The following is a 14,518-nucleotide window of genomic DNA, read 5'->3' on the forward strand; positions in this document are numbered from 1 at the left end:
GGAAGGGAGGCGGATATGAGTCAGGACATCGGTGAGCGGCGGGCGGCGCTTCTCGCGGCGTATCCGCGCTGGGTGCCGCGCACCCTCGGCTCCTGGCTCGATCACTGCGCCGACCGCCATGGTGACCGGCCGTTCATCATCGGTCTCGATGACACCCTGAGCTACGAGCGGACCGCCGAATGGTCGGCGCGGCTGGCCGACGGCCTGGTCGCACTCGGCGTGAGTACGGGCGACCGGGTCGGACTGCTGATGGCGAATCATCTCGAGTTCGCGCCCCTGAAGTTCGCGATCGCGCGTGCCGGCGCTGTGGCCGTGCCGTTCAACTACCTGTACCGGAAGGACGAGCTGGCCTACGTACTCGCGCAGTCCGGCTGCCGGGTGCTTGTCACGATGACCGGGCACGGTGAGCTCGACTACCTCTCGATGCTCGACGAGGCCGCACCCGGGTGGCAACACGGTCCGACGAAGGAGCTCCCCGAACTCGTCCACGTCGTCCAGCTCCCGACGGGGGGCGCGCGGCGAGCTGGAGTGCCCACGGTGGCCGAGCTGGCCGAGCTCGGCGCACGGCATACCATGCCACGCGATCGGCCCGCGTCCGAACCCGGCGATGTCGCCGACATCCTGTACACCAGCGGTACGACCGGCTCGCCGAAGGGCGTGTGCGTGACACACGACGCGGTGCTGCGCACGGCGTTCGCGTCCGCGCTGACCCGGGGTTTCGAGGACGGCCGGCGGATCGTCTTCGCGTTGCCGTGCTACCACATGTTCGGCTACGTCGAGGGTTTGCTGGCCGCGATGGTCGCCGGTGGCGCGGTCATCCCGCAGCCGAGGTTCGACCCCGTCGGCTACTTCACCGCCATTGAGCGGTATCGCGCCACCGACGTCCTGTGTGTCCCGACGATGACCGTGGCGCTGCTGGAGCACCCCCGGCGCGCGGAGTTCGACCTTTCCTCGGCGTTCGCGATGCTGTCCGGTGCCGCGCCGGCCCCGGTCTGGCTCTGGGAGCGCGTGCGTGACGAGCTTGGCATCTGCGAGATCACCACGGGCTACGGCATGACCGAATGCGGTGGCGCGATGACCCTCACGCTGCCTGAGGACAGCTCGGCACGCACGGCCGAGACGGTCGGGAAGCCCAAGTTCGCCGGCCCGGCCGGGCTTCCCGGCAGCGGTGACCTCGTCGAGTACCGCACCGCCGACCCGATCACCGGAAATCTGCTGCCGCATGGGACCGAAGGCGAACTGGTGTCGCGCGGACCCACGGCCATGCTCGGTTTCTGGCGTAAACCGGACGAGACGGCGGCCGCCTTTCACGACGGGTGGCTGCGCTCGGGCGATCTGGGCGTGGTCGGCGAGGACGGCTATCTCCGGTTGACCGGACGGAGCAAGGAACTCTACAAGTCCGGCGGCGAACTCGTCATGCCGAAGGAGATCGAGGAACTGCTCAGCGCATACCCGGGAATCAGCCAGGTGTACGCCGTGGGTGTTCCGGATGAGCGGTGGGGCGAGGCCGGCTGCGTCTGTGTTGTGCGCACGCCGGGTTCGACGGTGGGACAGCGCGAGATCCTCGACCTGTGCGCCGCGAAGCTGGCCCGTTTCAAAGTGCCCAAACGCGTGCTGTTCCTCGAACCGGACGAGCTGCCCACCACACCCACCGGAAAGGTGCAGAAGTTCCGGCTGGCGGAGATCGCCGCGAGACTACTGGAAAAGAGCGAGGTATGACCGTAACCGTCCCAGCACAGTCCACATCGGAGGGCAAGTACTCGCGGCTGATCGAGCCGACGCGGGTACACAGCTCGCTCTACACCGACCCAGCCGTCTTCGCCGAGGAACTGGCGAAGATCTGGTACCGGACGTGGATCTACGTCGGGCACGTCAGCGAGGTACCGGAGCCGAACGACTACGTGCGCAAGACGATCGGCCCTCAGGACGTGATCCTGACCCGGGACGCCGACGGTGAGGTGCACGTCGTGTTCAACCGGTGTGCGCACCGGGCGAACCTGGTGTGCGACGACGCGCGAGGCAACTCCAGTTCGTTCCGGTGCCCCTACCACGGGTGGACCTACCGCAACACCGGCGAACTGCTCGGCTACCCGTACAAGAAGGGTTACGGCGGCCGGGGCAAACTCGAGCTGGGGCTCGGCCGGGTGCCGCGCATGGAGATCTACCGCGGCTTCGTGTTCGCCAGCCTCGCCGCCGACGGGCCGGACCTCGCCGAACATCTGGGGGAGGCGGCCGGCGAGCTGGACCGGCTCGTCCGGCTGTCCCCCGAGGGAAAGGTCGAGCTGACCGCGGGCTGGCTCAAACACCGGACGCGGGCGAACTGGAAGCTGCTGGCGGAGAACGAGACCGACGGCTACCACCCCCAGTTCGTGCACGGTTCGATCTTCAGTGTCACCGGCAGCCCGATCGGGCCGCTCTACAGTGACAACTCGACCGCGGTGACCCGCGCACTGGGCAACGGGCACAGCGAGAACGATCTGCGCCCGGAGTTCCGCAGGTTCGGGGAGCCGATGCGCTGGTTCGGCACCACGGAATCGCGGGTGCCCGAATACGTGGCGCGTATGCGCGAGGCGCACGGGCCCGCTGCGGAGGACATCCTCGTCGAGGGCTCACCACACGTGATGATCTTCCCCAACCTGTTCGTCGCGGAGATCCAGCTTTTCGTTATCCAGCCGCTGTCGGTCGCCGAATGTGTGCAGCACGCGACGGCCGTCCAGTTCAAGGGCGCGCCGGAACTGAATCGGCGGATGGTGTCGCAGACCATCGGCTCCGTGGGCCCGGCCGGGATGCTGCTCGCCGACGACACCGAGATGTACGAGCGCAACCAGCGGGGGCTGGGCATGGTGCGTCCCGAGTGGGTCGACATCCGGCGTGGCCTGGAGCGCGAGGTGACCGACGAGCGTGGGCTTCGTGTCGGCACGGCGACCGATGAGACCGGCATGCGTGCGTTCTGGTCCCACTACAAGACGTTGATGGAGAAGGAAGCATGACCGCGGCCACGGCGCTCGACCTGCGCGACATCGAACGGTTCCTTTACCGCGAGGCGCGGTATGCCGACACCCACGACTACGACGCCTGGGAGGCGCTGTGGACCGACGATGCGCTGTACTGGGTTCCGGCCGGCTCGCCCGATATCGATCCGCTGCGCGAGATGTCGGTCGTGTACGACAACAGGAGCCGAATTTCCACCCGCTTGCGCCAGTTGCGGACCGGCAAGCGTTACGCGCAGGCCCCGCCGTCGAATCTGAGCCGGGTCGTCGGCAATGTCGAGGTGCTGGGCCACGAAGGTGACGATGTCGTGGTCGGTGCGACCTTTCAGCTGGTCGAGTCGCGGGCACGCGGTGTCGAACTGTGGGCGGGCAGAGTGACCTACCGGCTGCGGGTCGTGGCCGGCGAGATCCGCCTGGCGTACAAGAAGGTCGTTCTCGTCAACAGCGACGAGGCGATCCCGACGATGTCGTTCCTCATCTGAGGAGGGCGTCACGTGGATGGGATCGTGGGCAGCGAGTTCGCCGAAGTCGGACTGCGGATCGATCACGCGGCGAACGGGCCGAGGCTGCGGCTGGAGGATCTGCGTTCCGGGCGGGTCCGGTACCTCGACGCGCTGGAGCTGGAAACCCTCGTGTGGCTGCCGCACCGGACGCTGCAGGACCTGGCGGATCCATCCGCCTACCGGTGGCGGGAGGACGGGTGACGGTTCATCTCGATTCGCCGGGGAAACTCGACTTCGCCTGCTATGTCCGCCCTGGCGACACCGTGATCTGGGGTCAGGCGTGTGCTGAGCCGGTGGCACTCACCTCGCGCCTGCTGGAACGGCGCGCGGACATCGGCCGGTTCAGATGTTTTCTGGGCCTGCCGGCGGCCGGCACCGTCCAGGTCGAGCACGGTGACCGCGTGTCGTTCGTGTCCTACTGCGGAGCCGGCGGCAACCGCGCGTTGTGGCAGTCGGGGGCGCTGGACATCCTGCCCAGTCCCTATTCCGCGTTGCCCGCCCTGTTCGCTTCCCGCAGGTTCCCGATCGACGTGGTGCTGTTGCTGGTGCCACCGCCCGACGAGGACGGCAGATATTGCCTGGGGCTCGCGGAGGAGTACCTGCCTCCCGCCATCGATGCGGCGCGGGTGGTGATCGCGGAGGTGAGCGAGAACGTGCCGTGGGTACACGGGTCGAGGCTGCTCGACGAAACTGAGATCGACGTGATCGTCCACACCGTCACCGAACCCGCGGCGGCGGGGCGTAAACGGCCGGGGGCCGCGGAACGCAGAATCGCCGAGCTCGTCGCGGGCCTCGTCGAGGACGGTTCCACGCTCCAGTGCGGCATCGGCGCGTTACCGGAGACGATCCTGCGCGCACTCGCCGGGCACCGCGATCTCGGTGTTCATTCGGGACTGGTCACCGATGCGGTGGCGGATCTGATGCAAGCCGGGGTGGTCACGAACGCGCGTAAGACCGTTGACCGGCACGTCAGCGTCGGCGGGATGCTGATGGGCAGTAAGCGCCTGTTCTCGTTCGCCCACCGCAACCCGGCGGTGCGGCTGCGCCCGACCGCCTACACACACGACCCCCGGGTGCTGGGTACGCAGCGCAAGTTCGTGGCGATCAACTCCGCCCTTGAGGTCGACCTGACCGGACAGGTCAACGCCGAGATCGCGGCCGGGAACTACGTCGGAGCCGTGGGCGGCGCACTCGACTTCGTCCGGGGCGCACATGCCTCGCCGGGTGGCAAGGCGATCGTGGCCCTGCCCTCGGAGAGCGGTGGGCACAGCCGCATCGTCGGTGAGCTCCGGGGGCCGGTCAGCACGCCTCGCAGCGAGGTGGACTTCGTGGTCACCGAGCACGGCGTGGCGGATCTGCGCGGGCTCGGCCTCGCCGGGCGGCGCGAGGCGATGCTCGCCGTCGCGGCCCCCGGCCATCGTGCCGCGCTGACCGCATCGGATGTGAGGAGGACAGCATGAGACGAGCCGCGATCGTGGCGCCGGTGCGCACGCCGGTGGGCGCCTTCGGCGGTGGGTTGCGACCGGTTCCCGTCGAGGATCTGGCCGCGACCGTGATCAAGGAGACGGTACGCCGGTCCGGTGTGGACCCTGAAGCCGTCGAAGACGTGGTGTTCGCCCAGTCCTATGCCAACTCGGAAGTGCCGTGCGTCGGCCGCTGGGCGGCTTTGCACGCGGGACTGCCGATCGGGGTCCCCGGGTTCCAGACCGACCGCCGCTGCGGCGGTGGGCTCCAGGCACTGGCCACCGCCGCGATGATGGTGCAGACCGGCGCGGCCGACGTCGTCATCGCCGGTGGCGTGGAGAGCATGAGCAACATCGAGCACTACGCCACGGGTGTGCGCTGGGGCAGCAGGTCGGGCGGTGCGATGCTGTACGACCGGCTCGACCGGGGACGTGAGCGCTCCCAGCCGGAATGGCGGTTCGGCCGGATCAGCGGAATGGTGGAGACAGCGGAGAACCTCGCACGCGAATACGGGATCACGCGCGAAGAGGCCGACGAGTTCGCGGTGCGCAGTCACCGCAACGCCGCCATGGCGTGGGAGTCCGGACGGTTCGCGAAGGAGGTCGTACCGGTCGAGGTGCCTCAGCGTAAAGGCGATCCGGTTCCGTTCGAGCGCGACGAAGGAATCCGAGCGGACTCCACTGTGGACAGTCTTGCCCGGCTGCGCACGGTGCTGCCCGGTGGGACGGTCACCGCGGGCAACGCGAGCCAGCAGAACGATGCCGCGGCGGCCTGCCTCGTCGTGGCCGAGGATGTACTCGACACGTTCGGCCTGGCACCGGACGGTTTTCTGACCGGGTGGGCCGCGGCCGGGTGCGAGCCGGCGACGATGGGGCTCGGTCCGGTACCCGCGGTGGCCCGGTTGTTCGCGCGTACCGGCTTCGGTTTCGACGACGTGGATCTGATCGAGATCAACGAGGCCTTCGCGGTGCAGGTGCTCGCCGTGCTTCGGGAATGGCGGCTCACCGGCGACGATCGCGTCAACGTCAACGGCTCCGGCATCTCACTGGGGCATCCCATCGGTGCGACGGGGCTCCGGATGCTCACCACGCTGCTCCACGAACTGCGCCGCCGTCGCGGTCGGCACGGCCTGCTGACGATGTGTGTCGGTGGCGGGCAGGGGATGGCGGCACTCGTGGAGGCGGCATGATCGACAATGGCGGAGCCTCGATCATGCGAGCCGACCGGGTGCGGGTGCCCCGCAAGGCACAGGGCGGCGTGCGCGCGAAGATCGCGGCATACGGAACCTACCTGCCGGCGCACCGGGTGGCGGTGGGGAGGGGTCTTCGCGTTGCGGCCGGTTTTGACGAGGACAGCACGACGATGGGCGTCGAGGCCGCGAGGACATTGCTGCCGCACGGCGCCGCGGTCGGCGGGCTGTATTTCGCCACCACCTCGCCCGCATACGCCGACAAGACCAACGCGACCGCCATTCACGCGGCGCTGGGCTTGGCGCTCGAGACCATGGCGGCCGACTTCGCGGGCGCGGCGCGTTCCGGCGTCGCCGCCGTCCGGATGGCGGCGGCCACCGGCGGGCTGGCCGTCCTCGCCGATGTACGCACGGGATTGTCCGGCTCGGCGGACGAGCATTCGGGCGGCGACTGCGCGGCGGCGTTCCTCTTCGGCGAGACGGCGGATCCGGTTGCCGAGGTCGTCGCACAGGCGTCGCTGACCGCCGAGTTCCTTGATCGCTGGCGAAGTCCTGGCGATGCGGCGGGGCGCCAGTGGGAGGACCGCTTCGGGCTCGAGCACTATCTTCCCCTGGCCGAGCGCGCGGCGAAGGAGCTGCTCTCCGAGGGCGGCGTGGGGGCGCCCGACCACGTCGTGATCACGTCGCCGAATCGGCAGGTGAGCGCGAAGGCCGGACGGCTGATCACCGGCAGTCTGTCCACAGTGGCCGGTTCACCTGCGGGACACGCGGGTGCGGCGGATCTCGGATTGGCGCTGGCTTCGGTGCTGGACACCGCCGAGCCCGGTCAGACCGTCCTCGCGCTGTCTCTGGCGGACGGCGTCGACGGGTTTCTGCTGCGCACCGGCACTGGCCGACGCGCGCCGCGAACCGTGGCGGCCCAGCTGGCACGCGCACACGAGGTGCCCTACCTGACCTACCTCTCGTGGCGGGGCCTGCTGACGCGAGAGCCGCCGCGCCGCCCCGAACCGGACATGCCCGCTGGGCCTCCCTCGGCCCGCGCGGTCGCATGGAAGTTCGGGTTCCGCGGAACCCGGTGCCAGGCCTGCGGTTTCACGCACCTGCCGCCGGCCAGGGTCTGCCGGGACTGCGGGGCCGTGGACGAGATGGTGGCCGAGCCTCGCGCCGGGAGCGCCGGCACGGTGGCGACGTACACAGTGGACCGTTTGGCGTTCTCGCCTTCCCCGCCGTTGATCGAGGCCGTTGTCGACTTCGACGGTGGCGGCCGGTACACGCTGGAGGTCGCGGACGCGGCGCCGGACGAGGTAGGCGCCGGTACGCGCGTCGAGCCCGTTTTCCGCCGCCTGTACACCGCAGGTGGTGTGCACAACTACTTCTGGAAGGCGCGGCCGGTGCGCGCGGATGAGGAGAGCTGATGGGCAGCCACGGGATCGCCGACCGCGTCGCGATCGTAGGCATGGGGTGCACTCGCTTCGGTGAACGGTGGGAATCCTCCGTCGAAGACCTGTTGGTGGACGCCGCCGGAGAATGTCTGGCCGGGCTGCCCGGGCTGGGCCGCGACGACATCGACGCCTACTGGCTGGGCACGCTGGGGTCCGGTCAGTCCGGGATGACACTGAGCCGGGCGCTCGCCGTGGACTACAAACCCGTCACTCGCGTCGAGAACTACTGCGCGACGGGGTCGGAGGCCTTCCGAAACGCCTGCTACGCCGTGGCTTCCGGAGCCTACGACCGGGTGCTGGCGATCGGCGTGGAGAAACTGAAGGACTCCGGATTCTCCGGGCTGACCAGGATGGATCCGCCGGGTGACGGCACGGCGGCCGAGTTGACACTGACCGCGCCGGCGGCCTTCTCACTGCTGGATCCGGCCTACCGGGCTCGCCACGGCGTGAGCGCCGAGGACATGCGTTCGGCGATGACGCACGTCGCGTGGAAGAACCACGCCAACGGCGCGCGGAATCCGAAGGCGCAATTCCGTGCACCGGTGGCGAAGGAGAAGATCGAGTCCGCCCCGTTGGTGGCGGGGCGGCTGGGCGTGTTCGACTGCTCGGGTGTGTCGGATGGCGCGGCTTGTGCGCTGGTCGTGCGGGCGGAGGAGGCATTCGACTACACCGACCGGCCGGTGTTCGTGAAGGCGTTGTCGATGGTGGCCGGGCCCGCGCGCGGTGCGGTAGACCCCGGCTACGACTTCACGACGTTCCCGGAGGTCGCGCACAGCGCTGCGGATGCGTACGAACAAGCGGGCGTGACCGATCCCGCCGCGCAGCTCTCGCTCGCCGAGGTGCACGACTGTTTCACCCCGACCGAACTCGTCCTCATGGAGGATCTCGGATTCTCGGCCAGGGGGAAGGCATGGCGGGACGAGCTCGACGGTGCGTTCGAACTCGGCGGCCGGCTGCCGGTGAACCCGGACGGCGGTCTCAAGTCCTTCGGTCATCCGGTCGGCGCGAGCGGGTTGCGGATGTTGTACGAGTGCTGGCTGCAGTTCCGCGGCGAAGCGGGCGAACGACAGCTGCCCCAGCCGCGTCTCGGGCTGACACACAACCTCGGTGGCAGGCCGGGTTCATGCGTGTCGTTCGTGTCCGTCGTCGGCCGCGAGCGCGGCCCCGTTACTTGACGCGCGGCAGATTTCTAATTTATATTAAATTCAACTGAGAGGATGAAGGCATGTCCGGGGTACGGGACCGCGTGATCGTGGTGACGGGAGCCGGTGGCGGGCTCGGGCGCGAATACGCCCTGTTCCTGGCCGCGGCCGGAGCCAAGGTGGTCGTCAACGACCTCGGCGGGGCACGCGACGGCTCGGGTGCGGGTACGTCGATGGCGGACGGTGTGGTCGAAGAGATCCGTGCTGCCGGCGGGACGGCGGTGCCCAGCTACGACAGCGTGGCGACGGCGGAGGGTGCGCAGGCCATCATCGGCACCGCGCTGGAGGCGTTCGGCGCCGTGCACGGCGTGGTCAACAACGCCGGGATTCTGCGCGACGCGGCCTTCCACAAGATGGCTGACGAACACTGGGACGCGGTACTTCGCGTGCACCTCGACGGCGGCTACCACGTCACCCGTTCGGCCTGGCCGCACCTGCGTGAGCAGGGTTTCGGCCGCATCGTGATGGCCACTTCCACCAGCGGCCTGTTCGGCAACTTCGGCCAGTCGAACTACGGGGCGGCCAAGAACGGGCTCGTCGGCTTGGTCAACACCCTGGCCATCGAGGGCCGGCGCCACGGCATCGGAGTCAACGCGGTGGCCCCGATGGCGGCCACCCGGATGACCGCCGATGTCGCGCCCTCCGAGGTCCTGGCGAAGCTGCCCCCCGAACACGTGGCCCCTGTTGTGGCGCAGTTGCTCACGGACGAGTGCGCCGACACCGGGCTGGTCCTGGTGGCTGGTGGTGGGCAGGTCTATCGCGTCCAGTTGTTCCAGGGCAAGGGGGTCAGCTTCGCCGAGCCACCTTCCCTCGATGAGATCGGCAGCCGCTGGGCGGAGATCACCGCCATGGACGAAGCCGTTCCCGGTACCAACCCGGTCGGCTGAGAAAGAGGAACGAAAATCATGAAGATCATTGTGGAGCGCGCGAAGTGCACCGGGCTGGGGATCTGCGAATCCCTGGCACCCGAGGTGTTCGAAGTGGACGATTCAGGCGAGCTGGTGCTGCTCGAGGAGACCATCACCGAACACCAGATCGCCGACGTCGAGGCCGCCGTGACCGGCTGCCCGACCGAGGCACTGCGGCTGGAGCGCTGAGGCACCGATGACCGATCGGCACCTGGTAGTGGTCGGAGCGTCGCTGGCCGGGCTGCGTGCCGTCGAAGGCGCGCGCAAGGCGGGCTTCGCCGGGCGCGTCACCCTTGTCGGCGGCGAGCCACATCTTCCTTACGACCGGCCACCGCTGTCGAAGGCCTTCCTCGACGCACCGGAACCCCAGGTACCGACCTATCGCGGCGAGGACGTGCTCCGCGGCGAACTCGCCGTCGGCCTGGAGCTGGGCGTTCCCGCGGCCGGTCTCGACCTGGCGGAGCGGGCAGTCCTCGTGGGGGACAGGGAAATCGGCTACGACGCCCTGGTACTGGCCACCGGCGCCCAGGCCAGGACGCTGCCGGTCGGTGCCGGGCTGTCGGGCGTGCACACGGTGCGGACCCTCGACGACGCACGGGCCGTTCGCGCGGCGCTCGACGCCGGTGCGCGGACGGTCGTGGTCGGCGCGGGGTTCATCGGGTCCGAAATCGCGTCCGGGGCACGGAAACGAGGACTGCCGGTCACGCTGGTCGAAGCGGCGCCCACTCCACTGGTTCGGGCCGTCGGTAAGCGGATGGGCGCGGCGTGCGCGGACCTGCATCGGCTCAACGGCACGGATCTGCGCTGCGGGGTCGGTGTCGTGGACATCGAAGGACGTGCGGGACGCGCCGAACGCGTGGTGCTGTCCGATGGGTCCACAGTGGATGCCGATCTGGTGGTCGTCGGGGTGGGTGCGGATCCCGCGACCGGCTGGCTCGCCGGTTCCGGCCTGACGGTGGACAACGGGATCGTCTGCGACGCGACGCTGGCGACCGGGGCGCCGGGTGTGTACGCGGCCGGTGATGTGGCGCGGTGGCACAACGCGTTGTTCGACCGGCCGATGAGGCTCGAGCACTGGACCTCCGCGGCCGACCAGGGCGCGCTGGCGGCGCGCAACGCGCTCGATCCCGGCAACGCGGAACCGTACGAGACCGTGCCGTACTTCTGGTCTGACTGGTACGGCTCGCGAATCCAGTTCGTGGGGGTGCCACAGGCGGACGAGGTCGTCGTGGTCGACGGGGACGTGACGGCGGGCCGGCGCTGGGTCGCGCTCTACCGCGAGGCCGACCGGCTTGTCGGTGCGCTCACCTTGAACGGCCAGCGGGTGGTCATGAAGTACCGCGGGCTCATCGCCCGGCGCGCGAGCTGGGCGCAGGCCATGGAGTTCGCCGCCGCCCGCCGGAGCGCGGCGGCCTGATCAGACCTTGGCGGGCCGCTTCGCGCGGCGCCGGGGAGCGGGCTTGGCTTCCGTCTCGCCCTCCGGCACGCTCAGCCCGTGCCGCACCAGCGACTGGGCCGTGCGCACCACCGAGTCGATCGACCCCCGGCGCGGGTTCCACCACTCGGTGCTCCAGTTCAGCGCACCCAGCACGAGCATCCGGGCCGCCATGGGCTCGAGGTCGTCGCGGAGTTCTCCCTCGGCCTTGGCATCCTGCACGAGCTTGCGCCACAGGTCGCCGTAGCGCGCGGCCTCGGCGTTGTAGCGGGTCCGCAGCTCGTCGGGAAGCTGGCCCGCGTTACGCACGGCCGCCGTCGAGTAGTCCGATACTTCGAGCGCGTACCTTAGATGCGCCTCGACCGCGGTCTCGATCCGCCGCATCGGCGCCGTCTCGGGGGGCAGCTCGTCCAGGATCTTCTGCACGTGGTCGGCCATCCGTGAGATACCGGTCCACATGACCTCCTCGATGAGGTCTTCGCGCGACGGGTAGTAGTAGTAGATCGCCGGCGCCTGGATCTGGGCCTGCTCGGCGACGTCGGTCAGGCGCGTGCCGGAGTACCCTCTCCTGCTCAGCACGTGCGCCGCCGCATCCAGGATGCGTTCCCGGGTGCGCGCCGATTTGGTGTCGCCAGCTTTCGTGGCCTTCGCGGGGCGGGCAGCCGGTTTTCTAGTCACGCGTCAATTATAGGCGCTCTGTTCAGTAGTCCAGACCGCCACGCGAGACGAGCTGGCCGGCGATCACGTTCCGCTGGATCTCGTTGGTGCCTTCACCCACGATCATCAGCGGGGCATCGCGGAAGTAGCGCTCCACGTCGTACTCCGTGGAGTAGCCGTATCCACCATGAATGCGGACGGCGTTCAGCGCGATCTCCATCGCCACCTCGGAGGCGTGGAGCTTGGCCATGCCCGCTTCCAGGTCACACCGGTCGCCGGCGTCGTAGCGGTGGGCCGCGTGCAGCACCAGCTGCCGGGCGGCGGTCAGTTTCGTGGCCATGTCGGCGAGGTAGTTTCCGACCGACTGATGACGCCAGATCGGGGTGCCGAAGGACTCGCGCTCCTGCGCGTAGCGGAACGCGTCGTCGAACGCGGCCCGTCCGACACCCAGCGCCCGCGACGCGACCTGGATGCGCCCGATCTCCAGCCCCTTCATCATCTGCGCGAATCCCCGGCCCGGCTCGCCGCCGAGCACGGCTGTGGCCGGTGCGCGGTGACCGTCGAACGACAACTCGCAGCTCTCCACCCCCTTGTAGCCGAGTTTGGGCAGGTCACGGGACACCGTCAGACCTGGTCCGTGCTCGATCAGCAGGATGCTGATGCCGCGGTAACGGGGGCGCGCGTCCGGGTCGGTCTTGCTCAGCAGTGCGATCAGCTGCGAGCGGCGCGCGTTGCTGATCCAGGTCTTGGTACCGGTGACCACGAAGTCGTCGCCGTCGCGGCGGGCGATCGTGCGCATCGCCTGCAGGTCCGAACCTCCGCCGGGTTCGGTCAGGGCCATCGTCGCGCGCACCTCGCCGGTGGCCATGCGCGGCAGGTACCGGCGCTTCTGTTCCTCGGTGCCGAACGCGAGCAGCAGTTTCGACACCACGGTGTGGCCGCCCATCGCGCCGGCCAGGCTCATCCAGCCACGCGCGAGCTGTTCGGTCACCGCGACATAGCAGGGCGTCGATACGGGTGCCGCACCGTAGGGCTCGGGTATGGCGAGACCGAAGATGCCGAGTTCCTTCATCTGCTCGATGAGCTTCTCCGGATACTCGTTGGCGTGCTCGAGGTCCCTGGCCACCGGCCGGACCTCGCGGTCCACGAAATCGCGCACCGTGTCGACGACCGCCCGCTCTTCGAGGGACAGCGTGCTCATGTGACTCCTCAATCTTCGATCGGATCAGAGATGGTGTCCGCGCCGGGCGCGGTCAGGCCGTGGCGGACCAGGCTTTGCGCCGTACCGATCAGGGCGGGCAGCGACCCCTGCCGTGGGTCCCACCATTCCGGCGCCCAGTTCAACGCGCCCATCACCAGCATCCGGGCGGCGCGCAGATCCAGGCCGGGCCTGATCGCGCCCGCCGTGGCGGCGTCTTCCAGCAAGGACCGCCACAGCGTCAGGTAGGCCGCACTGTCCTCGCGTAGTCGCAACCGGACGTCCTCCGGCAGCTGGCCCTTGTTCCTCGTGACGGCGGTCGCGAAGTCGGACAGCCGCAGCGCCACCTGCAGGTGGGCGGCCACGGCGGCGCAGAGCCGGTCGATGGGCCCGGTGCCGGGCGGCAGTTCGGCGAGCGCCTTTTCGACGTGTTCGCGAAGCCGCACCTGTCCGACGGTCATCACCTCGGTGATCAACGCCTCGCGTGAGGGGAAGTAGTAGTAGACGGCGGGTGCGCGCAGGTCGGCGGCCTTGGCGATGTCGGTGAGGCGCGCCTCGGAGTAGCCGCGGCGGCTCAGCACCCGCGCCGCGGCGGTCAGGATGCGCTCTCGGGTGCCGCCGGAGCGACTGGCCTTCGCCATGGAAATGTCCTTCTGTCGTCAGGGCATCGAATAGCCGCCGTTGACGGCGAGGACCTGCCCGGTGACTTGTCGCGCGAGCGTCTCCGAGGACATGAAGCACACGGCGTTGGCGACGTCTTCGGCCGTGGTCAGCCGCCGGAGGGGGAGAGCTTTGCTCAATCCCTCGATCTGCCGCTCGTCGAAGATCGAGTCGCGGCCGCCCGACCACAGGCTCGTACTGCCGATGGCATCCGGGCTCTCCGGCAGTACAAGTCCCGGACAGACCACATTGGACCGGATGCCATGGCGGCCGTGCTCCTTGGCGACGGTGCGCGACAGCGCGATGAGGCCGGCCTTCGTCGTGCCGTAGACGGCTTGCCGGATCTCCCCGAACGCGGCGTCGCTGGAAATGTAGACGATCGAACCGCATTCGGCGGCACGCATGGGCGGGACGGCGGCCTGCGTGCATGCGATCGCGGAGAACAGGTTGACCTCGATCGTCTTCTGCCAGCGCGCACGGTCGGTGTCGTCGAGCAGAAACCGCGGTTCGCTCCAGCCCGCGTTGCACACGAGCGCGTCGAGGCCGCCCCACAGGCCGAGCACCCGCTCGACCGCTCGTTCACCAGCGTCCTCGGTCGTCAGATCGAGCTCCGCGACCTCCGCCGAGGCGGCACCACGGGACAGTGCCTCGGCGCGTACCTTCTCCGCTTGCTCGCCGTCGATGTCACCGATGAGCACGCGGGCGCCCGCGGCCGCGAAACCGTGAACGATGCCGCGTCCGATGTTGGAGGCGCCTCCGGTCACCAGCACCCGTGCGTCCCGCAGGCCGAGATCCATTTCGTGCTCCTTCACCCAGGTTGACGGGGCCATACTATCTAATTTATGTTCAATTTGAAAACAGCCACGGAGT

15 protein-coding genes are annotated in these 14,518 nt (G+C 69.1%); 11 read left to right on the plus strand and 4 right to left on the minus strand.

The features are described from left to right. Nucleotides 1-15 precede the first annotated feature (15 nt). The 11 genes from HFP15_RS14995 to HFP15_RS15045 are packed head-to-tail and all read left to right on the plus strand — an operon-like array spanning nucleotide 16 to nucleotide 11,115. Nucleotides 16-1,719 (plus strand): AMP-binding protein, encoded by a 1,704-nt coding sequence (locus tag HFP15_RS14995; protein ID WP_168515834.1) that lies wholly within the window; start codon nucleotides 16-18, stop codon nucleotides 1,717-1,719. After that, entirely contained in the window at nucleotides 1,716-2,990 is a 1,275-nt protein-coding gene (locus HFP15_RS15000) for an aromatic ring-hydroxylating oxygenase subunit alpha (RefSeq protein WP_168515836.1), read from the plus strand. The genes HFP15_RS14995 and HFP15_RS15000 overlap by 4 nt, the downstream gene beginning before the upstream one ends. Further along, nucleotides 2,987-3,472, plus strand: coding sequence for an aromatic-ring-hydroxylating dioxygenase subunit beta (locus tag HFP15_RS15005; protein ID WP_168515838.1), 486 nt, complete (start codon nucleotides 2,987-2,989; stop codon nucleotides 3,470-3,472). Before HFP15_RS15000 ends, HFP15_RS15005 begins: the two co-directional genes overlap by 4 nt. Before the next feature lie 12 nt (nucleotides 3,473-3,484). Continuing rightward, a complete protein-coding gene (locus tag HFP15_RS15010; RefSeq protein WP_210717320.1) occupies nucleotides 3,485-3,694 on the plus strand; it encodes a hypothetical protein in 210 nt (69 codons plus the stop codon). Further along, nucleotides 3,691-4,953, plus strand: a complete 1,263-nt coding sequence (locus tag HFP15_RS43880; RefSeq protein ID WP_168515840.1) for an acetyl-CoA hydrolase/transferase family protein — start codon at nucleotides 3,691-3,693, stop codon at nucleotides 4,951-4,953. Before HFP15_RS15010 ends, HFP15_RS43880 begins: the two co-directional genes overlap by 4 nt. Next, on the plus strand, nucleotides 4,950-6,146 hold the full coding sequence (locus HFP15_RS15020; protein ID WP_168515842.1) for an acetyl-CoA C-acetyltransferase: 1,197 nt from the start codon (nucleotides 4,950-4,952) through the stop codon (nucleotides 6,144-6,146). Before HFP15_RS43880 ends, HFP15_RS15020 begins: the two co-directional genes overlap by 4 nt. Further along, nucleotides 6,143-7,561 (plus strand): OB-fold domain-containing protein, encoded by a 1,419-nt coding sequence (locus HFP15_RS15025; protein ID WP_246271697.1) that lies wholly within the window; start codon nucleotides 6,143-6,145, stop codon nucleotides 7,559-7,561. Before HFP15_RS15020 ends, HFP15_RS15025 begins: the two co-directional genes overlap by 4 nt. Next, on the plus strand, nucleotides 7,561-8,763 hold the full coding sequence (locus tag HFP15_RS15030; RefSeq protein WP_168515844.1) for an acetyl-CoA acetyltransferase: 1,203 nt from the start codon (nucleotides 7,561-7,563) through the stop codon (nucleotides 8,761-8,763). Before HFP15_RS15025 ends, HFP15_RS15030 begins: the two co-directional genes overlap by 1 nt. A gap of 50 nt (nucleotides 8,764-8,813) precedes the next feature. Further along, entirely contained in the window at nucleotides 8,814-9,677 is an 864-nt protein-coding gene (locus HFP15_RS15035; RefSeq protein ID WP_168515846.1) for an SDR family NAD(P)-dependent oxidoreductase, read from the plus strand. A gap of 18 nt (nucleotides 9,678-9,695) precedes the next feature. Continuing rightward, nucleotides 9,696-9,887 carry a ferredoxin gene (locus HFP15_RS15040; protein ID WP_168515848.1) on the plus strand — a complete coding sequence of 64 codons (192 nt, stop codon included), beginning with the start codon at nucleotides 9,696-9,698 and terminating at the stop codon, nucleotides 9,885-9,887. 7 nt (nucleotides 9,888-9,894) lie between these two features. Next, nucleotides 9,895-11,115 (plus strand): NAD(P)/FAD-dependent oxidoreductase, encoded by a 1,221-nt coding sequence (locus HFP15_RS15045; RefSeq protein ID WP_168515850.1) that lies wholly within the window; start codon nucleotides 9,895-9,897, stop codon nucleotides 11,113-11,115. On the opposite strand, the gene HFP15_RS15050 is transcribed toward HFP15_RS15045, so the two are convergent. Genes HFP15_RS15050 through HFP15_RS15065 form a run of 4 tightly spaced genes read right to left on the minus strand, consistent with a single transcriptional unit; the run spans nucleotide 11,116 to nucleotide 14,478 of the window. Continuing rightward, a complete protein-coding gene (locus HFP15_RS15050; protein WP_312871599.1) occupies nucleotides 11,116-11,811 on the minus strand; it encodes a TetR/AcrR family transcriptional regulator in 696 nt (231 codons plus the stop codon). A gap of 22 nt (nucleotides 11,812-11,833) precedes the next feature. Then, nucleotides 11,834-12,991: an acyl-CoA dehydrogenase family protein gene (locus tag HFP15_RS15055; protein ID WP_168515852.1), complete on the minus strand. Its 1,158-nt coding sequence runs from the start codon at nucleotides 12,989-12,991 to the stop codon at nucleotides 11,834-11,836. Between the two features lie 8 nt (nucleotides 12,992-12,999). Further along, a complete protein-coding gene (locus HFP15_RS15060; RefSeq protein WP_168515853.1) occupies nucleotides 13,000-13,629 on the minus strand; it encodes a TetR/AcrR family transcriptional regulator in 630 nt (209 codons plus the stop codon). An 18-nt stretch (nucleotides 13,630-13,647) separates the two neighbouring features. Next, nucleotides 13,648-14,478 (minus strand): SDR family NAD(P)-dependent oxidoreductase, encoded by an 831-nt coding sequence (locus tag HFP15_RS15065; RefSeq protein WP_246271698.1) that lies wholly within the window; start codon nucleotides 14,476-14,478, stop codon nucleotides 13,648-13,650. Nucleotides 14,479-14,518 lie beyond the last annotated feature (40 nt).

Origin of the sequence: Amycolatopsis acididurans, from assembly GCF_012328925.1 — a bacterium.
Classification (GTDB): domain Bacteria; phylum Actinomycetota; class Actinomycetes; order Mycobacteriales; family Pseudonocardiaceae; genus Amycolatopsis_E; species Amycolatopsis_E acididurans.